This window comes from Gynuella sunshinyii YC6258 (assembly GCF_000940805.1).
Taxonomy (GTDB): Bacteria; Pseudomonadota; Gammaproteobacteria; order Pseudomonadales; family Natronospirillaceae; genus Gynuella; species Gynuella sunshinyii.
In genome coordinates, this window is record NZ_CP007142.1 from 94,114 (window position 1) to 111,050 (window position 16,937).

General features: G+C 54.5%; 13 protein-coding genes. 10 read left to right on the plus strand and 3 right to left on the minus strand.

The window, feature by feature from the left end; translation table 11 throughout:
- Window position 1: 1 nt before the first annotated feature.
- The 9 genes from YC6258_RS00475 (at window position 2) to YC6258_RS00515 (ending at window position 10,772) form a co-directional block, all read left to right on the plus strand.
- On the plus strand, window positions 2-643 hold the full coding sequence (locus YC6258_RS00475; RefSeq protein ID WP_044619603.1) for a precorrin-8X methylmutase: 642 nt from the start codon (window positions 2-4) through the stop codon (window positions 641-643).
- Window positions 643-1,917 (plus strand): bifunctional cobalt-precorrin-7 (C(5))-methyltransferase/cobalt-precorrin-6B (C(15))-methyltransferase, encoded by a 1,275-nt coding sequence (locus tag YC6258_RS00480; protein ID WP_044615314.1) that lies wholly within the window; start codon window positions 643-645, stop codon window positions 1,915-1,917. The genes YC6258_RS00475 and YC6258_RS00480 overlap by 1 nt, the downstream gene beginning before the upstream one ends.
- Window positions 1,904-2,632 (plus strand): precorrin-2 C(20)-methyltransferase, encoded by a 729-nt coding sequence (cobI, locus tag YC6258_RS00485; protein WP_342670621.1) that lies wholly within the window; start codon window positions 1,904-1,906, stop codon window positions 2,630-2,632. The genes YC6258_RS00480 and cobI overlap by 14 nt, the downstream gene beginning before the upstream one ends.
- Window positions 2,629-3,414: a cobalt-precorrin 5A hydrolase gene (locus YC6258_RS00490; protein WP_044615315.1), complete on the plus strand. Its 786-nt coding sequence runs from the start codon at window positions 2,629-2,631 to the stop codon at window positions 3,412-3,414. Before cobI ends, YC6258_RS00490 begins: the two co-directional genes overlap by 4 nt.
- The gene (cobJ, locus tag YC6258_RS00495) at window positions 3,411-4,193 is read left to right on the plus strand and encodes a precorrin-3B C(17)-methyltransferase (protein ID WP_044615316.1); all 783 of its coding nucleotides are present in this window, start codon (window positions 3,411-3,413) and stop codon (window positions 4,191-4,193) included. The genes YC6258_RS00490 and cobJ overlap by 4 nt, the downstream gene beginning before the upstream one ends.
- Window positions 4,190-4,978, plus strand: coding sequence for a precorrin-4 C(11)-methyltransferase (cobM, locus tag YC6258_RS00500; RefSeq protein ID WP_044615317.1), 789 nt, complete (start codon window positions 4,190-4,192; stop codon window positions 4,976-4,978). Before cobJ ends, cobM begins: the two co-directional genes overlap by 4 nt.
- A gap of 19 nt (window positions 4,979-4,997) precedes the next feature.
- Window positions 4,998-6,095 carry a cobalamin biosynthesis protein CobW gene (gene cobW, locus YC6258_RS00505; RefSeq protein WP_044615318.1) on the plus strand — a complete coding sequence of 366 codons (1,098 nt, stop codon included), beginning with the start codon at window positions 4,998-5,000 and terminating at the stop codon, window positions 6,093-6,095.
- Entirely contained in the window at window positions 6,095-9,961 is a 3,867-nt protein-coding gene (gene cobN / locus YC6258_RS00510) for a cobaltochelatase subunit CobN (protein ID WP_044615319.1), read from the plus strand. The genes cobW and cobN overlap by 1 nt, the downstream gene beginning before the upstream one ends.
- A 139-nt stretch (window positions 9,962-10,100) precedes the next feature.
- Window positions 10,101-10,772: an energy-coupling factor ABC transporter permease gene (locus YC6258_RS00515; protein ID WP_044615320.1), complete on the plus strand. Its 672-nt coding sequence runs from the start codon at window positions 10,101-10,103 to the stop codon at window positions 10,770-10,772.
- Between the two features lie 51 nt (window positions 10,773-10,823).
- On the opposite strand, the gene YC6258_RS26840 is transcribed toward YC6258_RS00515, so the two are convergent.
- On the minus strand, window positions 10,824-12,194 hold the full coding sequence (locus YC6258_RS26840; RefSeq protein ID WP_052829960.1) for a response regulator: 1,371 nt from the start codon (window positions 12,192-12,194) through the stop codon (window positions 10,824-10,826).
- A 530-nt stretch (window positions 12,195-12,724) separates the two neighbouring features.
- Here YC6258_RS26840 and YC6258_RS00525 point away from each other — a divergent pair.
- Complete coding sequence (locus YC6258_RS00525; RefSeq protein WP_044615321.1) at window positions 12,725-13,042, plus strand: hypothetical protein; 318 nt, start codon at window positions 12,725-12,727, stop codon at window positions 13,040-13,042.
- 77 nt (window positions 13,043-13,119) lie between these two features.
- On the opposite strand, the gene YC6258_RS00530 is transcribed toward YC6258_RS00525, so the two are convergent.
- Both YC6258_RS00530 and YC6258_RS00540 read right to left on the minus strand, forming a co-directional pair.
- Complete coding sequence (locus tag YC6258_RS00530) at window positions 13,120-15,159, minus strand: glycoside hydrolase family 9 protein (RefSeq protein ID WP_052829961.1); 2,040 nt, start codon at window positions 15,157-15,159, stop codon at window positions 13,120-13,122.
- Between the two features lie 815 nt (window positions 15,160-15,974).
- Window positions 15,975-16,862 (minus strand): LysR substrate-binding domain-containing protein, encoded by an 888-nt coding sequence (locus YC6258_RS00540; protein WP_044615323.1) that lies wholly within the window; start codon window positions 16,860-16,862, stop codon window positions 15,975-15,977.
- Between the last annotated feature and the right edge of the window lie 75 nt (window positions 16,863-16,937).

A 16,937-nucleotide genomic window follows, 5' to 3' on the forward strand; every position in this document is an offset into this window, starting at 1 on the left:
AATCTCGTTTGAATATGAAGCGGATCCTCAGCGGATTGAACAGCAGAGCTTTGCCATCATCCGCGAACTGACTGAACTGAGCGGGCTGAGCGATGAGCAGCAGCAAGTGGTCATGCGCATCGTTCACAGTACCGGCATACCGGAGCTGGCTCCCCAGGTACGTTTCAGTGCTGCCGCCTGCGAAGCCGGCCTGCGGGCACTGATAAAGCAGCGCCCGATTCTGTGCGATGCGGAAATGGTCAAACAGGGGCTGACCAAACGCATGCTGGCAGAAGAACCGCTGTGTTTTCTCAATGATCCGGCGGTACCGGTACTGGCACAGGAACATCAGGAAACCCGCTCGATGGCGGCTCTGCGTTTCTGGCCACCGTTTCTCAGTGACGCCATTGTGATCATCGGCAACGCCCCGACGGTATTGTTCCGGTTGCTGGAAATGATTCAGCAGGGTGCGCCCAAACCGGCGCTGATCATCGGCATGCCGGTTGGATTCGTGGGTGCCGCTGAATCCAAACAGGCCTTATGGGACAACCACCTGGCCCTGGGAATCGAATGCATCACCCTGCTTGGCCGTCAGGGCGGCAGTGCCGTGGCGGCATCGGCCTGCAATGCGCTGCTGCGTTGCCAGCGAGGAGAACGGTACTGATGACAGCTGTGATTCATGTGATTGGCCTGGGAGTGAAGCAACAGGCAGAGCTGAACAGCGACGCCCGGACAGCTCTGGATCAGGCCGGAGTGGTGTTTGGCTCGGAGCGCCAGCTGGCGACCGTCAAACACCTGCTCGGTGAACAGCAGGTACAACCACTGCCTCCCCTGACGGAACTGGCAGCGCAGCTCGGCCTGGCTCAGCAGCAGCACCCTTCGGTGGCGATACTGGCCTCCGGCGATCCCTTGTTTTATGGCATCGGCAGCTGGCTAAAGCGTCATGTTGAGTCGTCACAACTGGCTTTTTATCCGGCGATTTCCAGTCTTCAGGCCGTCTGTCATGCCCTCGGTCTGGCATTGCAGGACGTAGACGTGCTCAGCCTGCACGGCCGGCCGGTGGAAAAGATCCGCACCCGGCTGGCCCCTGACCGTACCTTGCTGATCCTCACCGATCAGCACAGCACCCCACAGCGATTAGCCCAGGAATGCCTGGCGGCCGGGTTTGATCAATCCGAGCTGACGGTGTGTGCCTCCATGGGCTACCGCAACCAGAAGATCCAACGCTTTCCCGTCACTAAACTGGCGCGCTTGCGGCGCAAGTTCGACCCGCTGCATGTCAGTGTCATTGAGGTCCGTGGTCGGGGCAGTCTGCTGCCAGTGTTCCCGGGGATTGCCGATGAACACTTTCATACCGGTGTCGAAGCCGGCAAAGGCATGATCACCAAACGCGCGGTGCGGTTGAATATTCTGTCACTGTTGCAGCCTGGTGCCGGTGACGTGATCTGGGATATCGGCGCCGGCTGTGGCTCCGTGGCGGTAGAGCTGGCGTACTGGACGCCAAAGGCCAGAGTGCTGGCCGTGGAACAGCATGCGGAACGACTTCAGTGCCTGGAAATCAATCGTCAGCGCTTTGGCGTGGTGGACAACCTGATCGTGGTGGATGGCCGTGCCCCGACGGCGCTGGCCGGCCTGGATGCGCCGAACAAAATCTTCATCGGTGGCAGTGACGGCGAACTGCCCACCCTGTTACAGACACTTTGGGAGCAACTGCCATTACACAGCATGATCGTCGGCAGTGCCGTGACCGAAACCAGTAAAGCCTGGTGGCTGGGTTTCTGGCAGCAGCGTCAGCAGGCTCAGGATGCCGATCTGGAAACCCTGCAAGTGGCCGTCAGCCCCGGCAGCACCCTGGCGGGTCAATTGATTTACCGACCCAATCTGCCGGTCAGTCTGTTTCGTTTTATTAAAACCGGAGCCACCGATGATGTCGCCTGAGAACGCCTGTTTCTATGGTGTCGGCGTCGGACCGGGAGATCCGGAACTGCTGACGCTGAAGGCATTGCGTCATATTCAGCAGGCCGATGTCATCGCCTACATCGCCAACCCCGAAGGTCATTCGCAGGCCCGGCAGATCGTCGCGGAATTTCTCCGTCCACTGGCAGGCACCGTGACCGAATTACCGGTGGTACTGGCCATGAGCGATGAACGCAGTGCCATTAACCGGGAATATGATGCCGCCGCCGCCGCCATTTGCCGGCATCTGCGGGAAGGGCGTTCGGTGGCCTTTCTGTGTGAAGGCGATCCACTGTTTTTTGCGTCGTTCAGTTATTTGCTGGACCGCATAAAACCCCGGTTCAGCTGTGTCGTGATACCCGGTATCAGTTCGCCGCAGGCCGCTTCTGCACGGCTACAACTGCCGTTGACCATGCTGGCGGAGTCCTATGCGGTGATCAGTGGCCGCCACGATGACGCGCAGATTCTGCTGACACTGAAGCAGTTCGACAGCGTGGTGATCATGAAGGCCGGTCGCAGTCGTCAGCGGTTGCTGGCGTTATTGCAGCAGAGTGGTCGCAGCGACGATGCCCGATATCTGGAATATATCGGCCGCACCGATGAACGAGTGGTGGAGGATGTCCGGACCCTGGCGGATGAGTCCGGCCCGTATTTTTCATTGTTTGTCGTCACCCGCCAGGAGCGTCAGTCACGATGATCCGGATTATTGCCCTGACCGAAACCGGCCATGATCTGGCCCGGCGCATTCAGGCTTACTGGCCTGACAGCCGGCTGGATTTCTGTCCCCAGCCCTTCACTGCAACGGTACAGCAGGCGTTTCTCAACGGTGAACGCCTGATCATGATCTGCGCCATGGGTATTGCCGTCAGAACACTGGCTCCGGTACTGGCGGATAAACATCGGGATCCGGCGGTACTGGTGCTCGATGAACACGGACAATTTGTGGTTCCGCTGTTGTCCGGGCACGAAGGTGGCGCCAATGAATGGGGACGGCAATTGGCCGGCAAACTGACGGCTCAGTTGGTGCTGACCACCGCCAACCCTTACCTGAAACCCGTTTATGCCGTGGGTATGGGCTGTGAGCGCGGTTGCTCCGTGACCGAAATCGCAGAACTCTTCCACCATTGCCTGGGACTGGCCGGGCTGACAGCGGCCAAAATTGAAACTATCCACAGTATTGATATCAAGGCGGATGAGACCGGTTTTATTGATTTTTGTAATCATGTTAACAAAAAATTTCAAACCTGGAGTGCGGAGCAGCTAAACACCGTGAAATCACAGCTCAGCACGCGTTCAGACTATGTTTTCAGGGTTGTTGGCGTATATGGCGTGGCAGAATCAGCGGCTCTCTACGGTGCCATGGCCATCACCGGCACCCCTGCCGAACTGATTCTAAATAAACATAAAAGTCAACGTGCTACCTGCGCCATCGCGCGTAGTTATCCCCGAACTTATCCACAGGAATATACACAGACATGAAACAGTTATTTGTTGTGGGCGCCGGTCCTGGAGATGAGAGCTGGATCACGCCGGCGGCCTCACAGGCCATTCAAGCCAGCAGCGATCTGGTCGCTTATGGCCTGTATCTTGAGCTGCTGGCGCAACAGGTCAGCGGCAAGGTCCACCACGAGCTGCCGCTCGGGGCAGAAACCGAACGCGCCGAACTGGCCCTGAATCTGGCCGCCAGCGGTCGCACAACCGCCCTGATTTCCAGCGGCGACATCGGCATCTACGCCATGGCCACTCTGGTGTTCGAACTGCTTGATCAGCAGCTACAGGGTCGCCGTGATCACCCTGAATGGCTGGATGTGGAAATAGAAGTCATTCCCGGCATCAGCGCCATGCAGGCCGGAGCCAGCCGGGTGGGCGCGATGCTGGGTCATGATTTCTGCACCATTTCCCTGTCGGATCTGCTGACGCCGTGGGAAACCATTGTCAAACGCATTGAATGCGCCGCTGCCGGCGACTTTGTGGTGTCGTTCTATAACCCGGTCTCCAGGAAACGCAACTGGCAGCTCAATCATGCCCGTGACCTGTTGTTGCAGCAGCGGCCGGCGACCACACCGGTGCTCATCGGCCGGCAGCTGACCCGCAGCGACGAACAGATTCGCATCACCACCCTGGCCGAACTCGATGCCGCCGATGTTGACATGTTCACCCTGGTCAGCGTCGGCAACAGCGAAAGCCGGCATATCATCAATGGCACCCGCGAATGGGTCTACACCCCGCGCGGCTACTCACGGAAACTGACCACATGACCGTCTATTTTATTGGCGCCGGCCCCGGCGACCCTGAGCTGATTACCGTCAAAGGCCAGCGTCTGATTCGCCAGTGTCCGATCATTCTATATGCCGGTTCACTGGTGCCACGGGAAGTACTGCAACCGGCAGAAGCCCTGGCAGACAAGATCATCGATACCGCTTCGCTCGATCTGGACAGCATCATCGAACACATCCGCACGGCCCACACACAAGGCCAGGATGTGGCCCGGGTGCATTCCGGTGATCCGTCGGTATACGGCGCAATTGGCGAACAGATTCGCCGGCTTGAAGCGCTGTCCATCAACTACGAAATCATCCCCGGTGTCACGGCGACCTCAGCGTCGGCCGCGTGGCTGGGGCGCGAACTTACTCTGTCGGGGGTTTCCCAGACCATCATCATGACCCGCTATGAAGGCAAGACCCCGTTCCCGGAACGGGAGCGGCTGCCACAGCTGGCGCAAAGCGGTGCGACCCTGGCGATTCATCTGGGGGTGACCCGGATTCACAAGATCGTCGAGGAACTGATCCCCCATTACGGCGAAGACTGCCCGGTAGCGGTGTGTTATCGCACTTCCTGGCCGGATCAGGACAAGGTCATCGGCACCCTTGGCACCATCGTCGAGCAGGTTCGGGCCAAAAAGTTCACCCGCACTTCACTGATTCTGGTTGGCCGGGTGCTGGCCATGGATGAATTCCGCGACTCTTATTTGTACGACCAGGATCAGGCCCACATTTATCGGCCAAAAGTGAAACCCTTAAATCCCAGAACTGTTAAACGCTGAACCAATACCGGAGCTTTGCATGCAACTGAATAAAATTCCCGCCACCATCGTCACCGGCTTTCTCGGCAGCGGTAAAACCACGCTGTTATCGAACATTCTGCAACAGGCCGCCGGCAAGCGTATTGCCGTCATCGTCAACGAATTCGGTGAACTGGATATCGATGCCGAACTGCTGCGCAGCTGCCCGCTGGACTGCGATGAACCCGGCGAGGTTAAAGGTGAAAACGGTATTTACGAACTGGCCAACGGCTGCATCTGCTGCACCGTGGAGGAAGAGTTTCTGCCGGTCATGAAGCAACTGGTGGCACGGCGCGACGACATCGATCACATCCTGATCGAGACCAGCGGCCTGGCGCTGCCAAAACCCCTGGTCCAGGCGTTCAACTGGCCGGAGATCAAACAGCATTGCACCGTCGATGCGGTGATTACTCTGATCGATGGTCCAGCGGTGGCGGCCGGTCGTTTTGCCCACGACGAACACAAGGTTCAGGCCCAGCGTCTGGCCGACGACAGTCTGGATCACGACCCCTCGCTACAGGAACTGCTCGACGATCAGCTCAGTGCCGCCGATCTGGTGCTGGTCGGTAAAAATGATCTGCTGGACGATGCCGAACGCCAACGGGTGCAGACGATCATCGCCGGCAAAGTGCCACCGGAGGTCAAAACCGTCTACATCAGTCACGCCAACTTTGTGAATGCTGAACTGCCACTGGAACAATTGCTCGGTATTGCCGCCGCCACAGAGGAACGCATCGCAGCGGTACACAATCATCACGATCATCATCATGCCCATGGTGAACACCATGAACACGCACATGATCACTTCGACTCGCTGGTGCTCAGCCTCGGCGAAGTCGACACCCAAATCCTGCAACAACAGCTGCGGGAATTGCTGGCGACCCAGAATATTTTCCGCATCAAAGGATTTGCCGCGCTGCCGGACAAGCCCATGCGCCAGGTGCTACAGGCCGTAGGCCAGCGTCTGGATGTGCACTTTGACCGTCTCTGGCGGGCCGATGAACCGCGCCGGACTCAACTGGTGATCATCGGCAAGGCATTGAATCGCGAGACCCTGCTGGCAGCCCTGGCTCCGGCAGAACAGGTGAGTGTCGACTGATGCATTTGTTTGCTGCCAAGCCCGGCGGATTCATCGACGACGAGGGCATTATCGACCTCGATCAGAGTCCGGCAGACATGGTGATCCTGTCCGCCGCAGACAGCAGTCTGTCGGCCCTGGCAATGGCAGCGGACAGTTTACCGGCAGATTTCCCCAGCGTGCGGTTGGCCAACTGGATGAATCTGCTGAAACCGGCAGCTTTCGATCTCTATCAGGACAAGGTACTCGATCACGCCCGCGTGGTCGTGGTGTCACTGCTGGGTGGCCAGGGTTACTGGCCCTATGGCTATGAACGCTTGCAACACTGGGCGCAGCAACAGCCGCAGCGCGTGCTGATTATGGTGCCCGGCGATGATACTCCCGACCAGACGCTGTTTGATGCCGGCACCGTGGTCCTTGAACAGAGCATGCGGGTGTGGCGCTATCTGCGCGAAAGCGGCACCGATAACAGCCGGCAATTGTTTCATTATCTGGCGGCCCAATACTTTGACCGGCCAGTCACATGGCTACCGCCTGAAACCCTGCCGGGTTGCATGATTTATCTGCCGGAGACAGCTGCTCTGGCATCGCAGCCGCTTACTGAAAAACCGGCCAATACGGATACCGAACTTGCGCTGACACAATGGCGTACCCACTGGCAAACGGAACACCCGGTCGCCATGCTGCTGTTCTACCGCAGTCATCTGCAAAGCGCGAACACGGCCATGTTTGATGAGCTGATCGCTTGTCTGGAGCAGGCCGGGCTGAATATCCTGCCGGTCTCGGTGGCATCGTTGAAAGACGATGACACCATGCAGCAGATAAACCACTGGATCGAAGCGGTCGATGCCAGTCTGCTGATCAATACCACCGGTTTTGCCATCAACCGGGTGGACAGCGCCGATCAGGCCGCCGGACCATCCGCCTTTTATTCTCCATTCGTCAACCAGCTGCCGATATTGCAGCTGATTCTGGCCAGCAACGACGAAGCCGACTGGCAGCAGCATACCCAGGGTCTGCGGGCCCGCGACCTGGCCATGCAGGTAGTGCTGCCGGAAATGGACGGCCGCATCATTACCCGGGCCATCAGTTTTAAAACCGAAAGTCACTACAGCCGGCGCTGTCAGACCGCCGTGGTACGTTATGCCCTGCATCCGGAACGGGCAGCGTTCGTGGCACAACTGAGCCGGCGTTTCTGCGCCCTGCGGCAAACCCCCAATTCCGCCAAGCGCATTGCCCTGATCCTGGCCAACTATCCCACCAAGGACGGCCGCATCGGCAATGGTGTCGGTCTCGATACGCCAGCCTCTGTAGTGACGCTGTTGCAGGCCATGGCCAAAGCCGGCTATCCGGTCACCGATATTCCCGTTGATGGCACCGCTCTGATCGAAACCCTGCTGGGGGCTGTCACCAATAATCCCAATACCCTGCACACTCTGCCCTGCTGGCAGAGCCTGGACCTCAACGAATACATGGCTTATTTCCGGCAACTGCCGGAGGCCTGTCAGCAGGCTGTCTGGCAGCGCTGGGGTGATCCGGAACAGGATCCCAAGTGTCGCAACAACCGCCTGATGCTGGCCGGAATCCGGCTCGGTGAAACCTTTATCGGCATTCAACCGGCGCGTGGATTTGATCGTGATCTGGCGGCCAATTATCACGACCCTGATCTGGTGCCACCTCATAGTTATCTGGCCTGCTATTTCTGGCTGCGTCATGTGTATAAAGTCGATGCCGTCATCCACGTTGGTAAACATGGCAACCTCGAATGGCTTCCTGGCAAGGGCACGGCTTTGTCCGGTCACTGCTGGCCGGATATCGCCCTTGGTCCGATGCCGCATTTTTATCCGTTTATCGTCAATGATCCTGGAGAAGGTTCACAGGCCAAGCGCCGTACCCAGGCAGTCATCATTGATCATCTGATGCCGCCGATGACCCGCGCCGACAGTTATGGCGATATGGCCCGGCTGGAAGCACTGGTCGATGAATATTATCAGGCTGCCGGAATGGACCGTCGGCGCGAAGACTGGCTGCGGGAAGCGATTTTCGAACTGGCCCGCAGCAGTGGCGTCGCCCAGGAACTGAATCCGACAGCAGACGATGATGAGACCCTGCTGGATGAACTCGATACTTATTTGTGCGACATCAAAGAATCCCAGATTCGTCACGGCCTGCATCGCCTGGGTCAGTTGCCGGAACCGGAAAAACTGATCGATACATTGGTGGCACTGTTGCGTTTGCCGCGCGGTGACGGTGCTGAACACCGGGGCATTCTGCATAATCTGGTACGCGATTTACAACTGACCACGCACTCTGATTCGACGGAATACTTTGATCCTCTGAATGCCGGGCGCGAACACTGGCAGGGCCCGAAACCGGACATTCTGGCGACCCTCTCGGAAACCCCGTGGCGCAGTGCCGCCGATACCCGCGAACGGCTGGAACTGCTGGCCCGGCAATGGGTCCGACAATATGTGGTGGAGCATCAGAATCTCACCACCTTGCAAGCGAGGTTTCCCAACAGCTGTCAACAACTTCACTATGCGCGGGTGCAGATATTGCCGGCGCTGTATCAAAGCGCTGAGCTGGAAATTCAGTCTCTGCTCGATGGTCTTGAAGGTCGCTTTGTACCCCCGGGCCCGAGCGGTGCGCCGACCCGTGGACGGCTGGATACGCTGCCCACCGGTCGTAACTTTTTTTCAGTGGACAGCCGCGCCATTCCTTCACCAGCCGCCTGGGCCATCGGTGAAAAGTCCGCTCAGGCACTGATCGAACGGCATTTACAGGAACACGGCGATTATCCGCGCGAGCTTGGCCTGTCGGTCTGGGGCACCGCCACCATGCGTACCGGCGGAGACGATATTGCTCAGGCATTCGCGCTGATGGGTGTTCGGCCCATATGGGCTGCCGGCTCGCAACGGGTAACCGATATCGAGGTGATTCCCACCATGTTACTGAACCGGCCCAGAGTGGACGTGACCCTGCGGGTTTCCGGGTTCTTTCGCGATGCATTCCCTAACGTCATCAAACTCTATGACGCGGCGGTACAGGCCATAGCCAACTCCGAGGAACCGGGCAATGACAATACCATCCGCAATCATATTCGTGAGCGCACACAGGCACTCATGGATCAGGGTATCGATGTGCAACAGGCTGCCCGGCAGGCATCTTACCGGGTATTTGGCAGTAAACCCGGAGCCTATGGTGCCGGTCTGCAGGGGCTGATCGATGAGCGTTGCTGGCAGCAGAACAGTGATCTCGCCGAGGCATATCTGAACTGGAGCGGATATGCCTATGGTCAGGAAGGCGGCGATGGCATGGCGGCTCACGATGAGTTCGAGCATCGGTTATCGCGCTTACAGGTTGTCCTGCAAAATCAGGATAACCGCGAACACGACCTGCTGGATTCCGATGATTACTATCAGTTTCAGGGCGGCATGAGCAATGCGGTGAAGGTTTTCAGCGGCAACATGCCAACGATCTATCACGGCGATCATTCCAACCCGGCACAGCCGAAAATCCGCACCCTGAAAGAAGAACTCAATCGGGTGATCCGCTCCCGGGTACTGAATCCCAAATGGATCGAGGCCATGCGTGAGCATGGTTACAAAGGCGCATTCGAAATGGCCGCCAGCATTGACTATCTGTTCGCCTACGATGCCACCACCGGGCTGATAGCCGATTATCAATATGCTCAGGTCACAGACGCATTGGTGCTGGATCCGGACAATCAGGCATTTCTACGCCAGCACAATATCAATGCCCTGGAGGAAATGGCCGAGCGACTGCTCGAAGCCACTCAGCGCGGCATGTGGCAGCAACCGGACGGGTACGAAACCCTGTTGCAGGATCTGTTGCTGGAACTCGATGAAGGCAAGGAGCAATCATGACACACACCTTGAGTGCGCGCCGCCATTCATCTCACTCATTCACGTTTATCACGTGTTGTTGGCCACGGCCAGTGATACCTCGTAACGACCGGTCAACCGGTCATTACGGAAATATGTCGTCAAACAGGAGAACTTAAACATGCATATCGAACCCGGCGTCGTCAGTGGCGCAAAAATTATCCTCAGCTACGGCACGGCACTGGGTGCGGCCGGATACATGGTCAAACACATCAGCGATACCGTAAAACAGTCAGGAAGCGCGGCTTTTGCACTGCGCAGCCTGCTGGCGACCATACTGGTATTCTGCTTTTTCGAGGTACTGCCGCACTTTCCGGTCGGCGTATCAGAAGTGCATCTGATACTCGGAACCACTTTGTTGTTAATACTCGGAACCGGCCCGGCTGCGGTTGGATTGATGGGCGGCCTGCTGATTCAGGGACTCTTTTTTGCCCCCTTCGACCTGCCGCAATATGGCATGAACGTTACCACCCTGCTGGTACCGTTGTTTGCAACGGCGGTCCTGGCACGCCGCGTCATTGCTCACAACACCGCTTATGTGGATATCAGTTACAGTCAGGCGCTGAAACTGTCATTTGCGTACCAGGGCGGGATTGTCAGCTGGGTGGCTTTCTGGGCATTTTATGGCCATGGTTTCAGCACCGATAACCTGGCATCTGTGTTCAGCTTTGGGGTCAGTTATATGAGCGTCATCATCGCCGAACCCCTGATTGACCTCGGGGTACTGGCAATCGCCAAGCGCATTCATGGACTCAGAAACAGTCGTTGGGTGGAGCAGCGGTTGTATCACTAACAGCGGGTCAACAGCTAAGCTGCCATAACAGAGAGGGTCGACGACCCTCTACTACTGTGACACCTGCGTCAGTTCGCGGTTGTTCTTGGCCGGTTGCAACAGGTACTCAAGACTGTTGTTCTGGGCAGCAATCTGATTCCACTGTCCACTGCGGGTGGTGCTGGTGTATTCAGGGAATTCCTTCAGCCGGTACTTGGTACCCATCATTTCAAACGCGATATTGATATCCGGGTAGTACTTGTTCAGAGTGGACAAATATGACTCAAACTCGGCAATGCCTTCCTGCTCGTGATCACTGACGTTGAACGTGCGCAGGATACAACCTGTCACTGGCAGATCCGGATCGGCAAGCACGGTCTGACCGACCTCGTTTTTGACTTCACAGAATTCCCCGGCGTGATAAAGAATCAATACATCACCTTCAAAACCGCCTCGCGACAGGTACTCTGCCAGTTGCGCTATATATTTTTCATTTTCCTGGGTATTGAGGGGAATACCATACGGCAACTGTGAATGCTGGTTAACGGCCCATTCCAGCGCTTCGATTTTGATGGCCGGTGTTGCGCCTGCCGATGCTGTTACCGCTGACGTTCCCAATGCCGCCATCTGCTGTTGCACATCCTCCAGTTGCTGGGCCTGGCGGGTCAGAGTCGCATTGGCGGCAATCAGCTGTGAGGTAACGGTTGTCAGAGCATCGTACACCGGTCGCAGCAGCAGCACGAAGGCAATCAGGGCGGCGATAATGGTGCCCAGGGTCCACCATAAGGCCCGACGGGTCGCAGTATTCACAACCGGCGTCACCTTGGAGGCGAGAGATTCCAGCAGTTCATACTGATCGAGTTTGATACGGTCACGCTGTTCAACAAACAGCTGCCGGAACAGCCCGCGCATGGAATCTTTTTCAAGCTCTTCACTGGCGCTTCTGGCCAGCTCTTCAAGCGTATGCTCCACCTTGGGCATGTCTGCAGGTTCATCGATCGTGACCGTATTTGGCGTGTTATCAACGACCGGTTCGTCCGGCCTGGGCTCGATCAGCTTGAGTTGTTCCAGCACTTTTTCCAGCTGCACGGGTTTAAGCTTTTTGGGCAGTACCCCGACAGCACCAAAAGCCCGGGCCTGGGCCACATACACCTCCCCTTCTTTGGAGGTATACATGATGATCGGAATGCGGGCGGTTTTGGGATCTTTTTTAATGGCCTGTACTGCCTGGAAGCCATCCATCCCCGGCATCATGTGATCCATAAAGATGACATCCGGTGCCGATGCACTCAAAAACCCCAAACCTTCTTCCGCTGAAGAGGCAGTTTCGACATGGATACCCATATCAACCAGCATTTCTTTTAATACGTAACGAGCCAGTTTTGAATCATCGACCACCAACGCAGTCTTTCTGGCAGCAACTCCAGGTTTCTTATCGACCATGCTAGATACTTACCTACGATCTCAGTTTTGGAAGAATACCCGCACATAACAACCCCACAGGCAGGGTTTGCTAAGGTAGTACTCACACTATCTTATATTACTTTTTTTCAGACAGAAGCAGGTTAACGACAACCGTGGCAACCACGTCGAAAATATCCTTTAAAAAAGATATAGAACGAGCACTGGTTCTCATATTCTGGTGAGTTGGGGGAAATTATCCGAGCAAGCAATTCCAGAACTAAAAGTACTCTATTGACTCAAAGAACCAAACAGCTGTTCGAACGGTTCCTTGTCTGGACTCAGTTCTGTAAGCCGTATCCTCATACAAATCTGACCACAAATGTATACGACAAATAATAGTAGCGCCATTAGACTAATACCACTCCAGCAGATGCTGTCAGACAGCAGCCTACCAAAGGAATTGCATGGAGCAATTACCCTGCACAAGGTCAGTGATCGGCGAAGAACACTATTGTTGAAAACTGTGGCAGGAGTTGATGGAAAACAAAATATCTCTATAAGGTCTAAACATGGAAAAATTACAGATTGGTATTGCGATTCTGCTTTGCTCATTAGCGACATTCACTTTTGCCGCAAACAGATATGAAGGTACTGTTGCCTTGATCGAGGCAGGAAACACAGATGGCAGTATCTTTTTCAATACTGTAGAAGTCACACAACAAGACGAATGCTCCAGTGCTGCCGGATATGTAGTACCAGCAGATCACTCTGCAGATAAAGTACTGTCGCTACTGCTATCCGCAAAAATCGCCGCTAGAAAAGTTTACTTTGATATTGAAGGTTGTACAGGTACATACCCCAGAGTCATCAGAGTCGGCTTGAAGTAAAGCAGTAGTTTCTGGCTCTTCCAAGCCGCCGGGAAAATTCACCCGGTCACCAATCTGACCGGGTGAATCGTAGATATTTAGTGAACAAATTTGGATAACAGGCGCAGGTAGCGAATTTGATATCCGTTGCTATTTTCCGTTACCGACCAGGAGTTGAGGGGCCAGCTGTCGTTAAAATCCGCATAGGATTTCTGGTTGGGCTGACCATACGGTGGCGCCAAACGCTCGACGCCACACTTGGCATTGTTTTCGGTACTGCCACAGCTGTAAGGACAGCAACCATCCCAGTCGTAATACGGGTTGGCACCACCGACGAGGAAGCCCGGAGGCGGACCATATAGGGAATCACTGACGCTATCCCATTTGGCGCTACCGTCGCTGAACCAGGTGTGATAGAACTGATCCACGGAATTCTCAGCACCATGATTCCCCATATTGGACAAATACACCTTACCCAGAGGATTGACACCATGCAGGTAATGCAGATAACCCAGCGCCGCATTTTTGACCTCCGCCTCGCTTTGGGTATTCAGACCCTGAAGTATCTGCTCATAAAACATGAAGCCCACATCTGATTTAATACCGGAGCTTCCCCAGGTGTAATCTTTCAGTTGCGCCTGATAGGGATCGGTATCGTCATTGACCGCCCCCCATAAATTACTGTCGCCGTTCATGGCATTCACAAAACGCTCTTTGATGACCTGGGCAACACTGGCAGTCGCATTAGGAAGATTTGCGTAATACAACAGAATATGCGTATCAGAAACGCCAAACGGATTCGACCAGTAGTAAGCGATCAGGTCTGCATTACTGTAGTTATTGTCGAAATAGTTCTTATAAGCTGCCTCACCAGTCATCTCAAACAAATAAGCAGATGCATGCAGTTTTTTCATCATTCGGCCTTTGTCGTCTGTCTCCTGTTGACCGGCACCCAAACCGGAGCTGCCATTGGCGGAATCGTTATTGCGGAAAGTAACGTTCGGATTCGCATCTGCCCAGCTCCAGGCGTTTTTCGCTCTGACCAGCAAATCATTGGCGTAGTTTTGGTAACCTGATTGATTCAGCGTACCAAATACCTTGGCACCCAATGCAAATGCAGACGCAGTCGATAAGGTTGCAGAGGTGCTTTCCGGTCCGTAACGACTCGGTCCGGTGGCACTGGAAGGCGGGCTCGCATGGGCGATACCGACAATGGACAGCACTGAGCCATCGTTGTTCTGTAGTCTGATCAATGAATCCATACCCCATTTGGCTTCATCGAGAATATCCGGGATGCCATTGCCGGATTCCGGAATGTTAAAGTCATCTCCCCAGGCCGCCGGATTTTCCAGGTAGGCGTTCAGAAGATCTTCTACATAGCCTGCAGTCCAGCTGGTATATTTGTTGAAGTCACCAGCATCAAACCAGCCACCACGAAGATCACGTTCGGTCGCGGCGTTGTCCGGGTCGCTATACAGTCTTGCCTGCGGATCCTGACCACTGCCTAAGTGACTGGCGCCGTCAGTCCAGCCGGGTTCGGCATAAGGCTCCTGTTTGGCAAACCCAACACGCTGATAAAACATCACCCGCATCGCCTGCTTGAGCACGTCCTCGTATACCCCATCATCGATACTGAATGTAGGTGATATCACCTTGGCTTCGGGGTCGCGGACATAATAGTTACCCGGAGTTTGAATGCTGCTGAAGTCAAACCACCAGGCCTTGTCGCCGGAGGAGGGGTCTACTGCGCCATTGTGCCATGACTGCAAAGTGCTGCGATAAACCACTGCTGACGTGTCAGCATTGACCAGTTCAAAATTAATGCCGGGAGTATAGGCATCTGCTGCGTCATAACCTTCTACAGGATCGCGAACAACGGCAACTTTGCGGGCATCGGTTGGATAACCAAACTGGTCAACGACGATAAACGGGCCATCACCGGTCACCGATACCTTACTGCCGGAAGGAGCGCCAGAGTCCCCTGAAGACGGAGTATCAGTGGAATTATTCGAAGATGAGTTATCAGTGGAGTTATTCGAAGATGAGTTATCATCGAAAATATCGATATTACATGCAGAAAGTGAGGTCAGCAGAGTCGCTGCTGCAATCACATTACCGATGGGCGTTAATTTTTGCATAGGTCTGTGTCACTTGATGATTGTTAAAAAATATCCCAGTCTTATAAGACAGTTGCTAATGTCATAAAATCAAGCAGGAGTCTGTTGTCATACGACTTAATCCGGCAATCAAACAGATCATCCCGAACAATTTGATCGTTACCCGGTCAGGTTCGGCACATAAACAAACCAGCCGATTGTTACCAAGCTCACTTTGGATTTACAAAAATACCGGAACATTCCTGTTCCGTATTTGGCAACCTGACCTTTTGAACAGCCAGGACAATAACCAGCCACACCGATTGTAACGTGGTTCAAAAAAAAAATTGTTAACCAGCGCCCGTAGCGTGGAGTACTTGCGTCCATTTTTCGACAACAAAAAACAGTGAGCAGATACATTCTTACCTTTTATCGCACAATGAAAAATCAAACACAGGTTGGAGCAGAGGTGTCAAAAGGCATGTTTGCTGTGATTTGATTCACTTTCAGCCTGAAAAAACTGAAACATTTTCTGCAAGGTGACAGAGGAAGACATTGATTTCTCATGAGACAGCACGAGACCACTGTCATTAACCCGACCATCAAAAGTGTCGGGGTAATTGTCATACATCAATAAGTCACGCTGAATATCGGCTTGTTTAACAAGGATGCTGGCAGCTAGGGACAAACCAGTGATTATCAAATTAACAAATGTATTTTGCTGGAAAGAGCCGGATATCAATCCCGGTTCGTTAGCATGAAACCAACGCTTTCAATACCTTCTGAATGATAAATGGAAGCGCAAAAATAACCATCACAAGTGCTTATGTTTATCATCACTCCCACCATAGTTGCTCCTACGGCTGACAAATACGGGAAAACTCTTTAAACGTCTGAATATGCAAATGCTCCGCATCCTGTGTTCGGACTCCCAGATGAATTTGTTTATGAATACCCTGTTGTCCCAGGCGTAACGGATAGACCGCAAAAGTTTCTGCATATTCGGCCACCAGCCATTGCGGTAGCGTGGTCACCCCGCGACCCGACGCCACCATTTGCAGGATAATTTCCGTGGCTTCCAAGGTCTTATGTTTTTTGGGCCGACAACCCGCCGGCACCAGAAACTGTTGATAAATGTCCAGGCGTTCTGCACTCACCGGATAACTCAACAGGATCTGATCTGACAGTTGATCCGGACGGACATAGGGCAACGCCCTCAACGGATTGGCCTCACCGACCAACAATACCAGTTCATAGGGAAATACGGGTTCAAACACGATGCCTGTACGGAGGATCGGGTCAGGTGTCACCAGTATATCAATATCATGGTTGTACAACGCTGCCAGCCCACCAAAACGGAACTGTTGCTTCACGTCTATATCAACATCCGGCCAGCGCTGCAGAAAAGGTTTGACCACCCGCAGCAGCCACTGATAACACGGGTGACATTCCATGCCGATATGCAAAGTGCCCTGTTCACCCCCGGCATATTGCCGCAATACCTCGTCAATCCGTTCAAGCTGCGGCAACAACCGCCTGGCTTCATTGAGCAGATACTCACCAGCCTGAGTAAGCCGCAGGGTTCTGCCTTCCTTGCTCCACATGGGCACACCCTTGCTCTGCTCCAGCTTCTTCATGGTGTGACTGAGCGCCGACTGCGTCAGATTCAAGGCGTTGGCGGCGGCGGTCAGCGATCCCTGACGTTCAATTTCCCGCAGGATGCGGAGATGGATTCGTTCAATCATGGCCTACTCATGAATATAACTAATGGATTAATTAGAATAGACCATTATTAATCATGAATACCGTCTTCTACAATC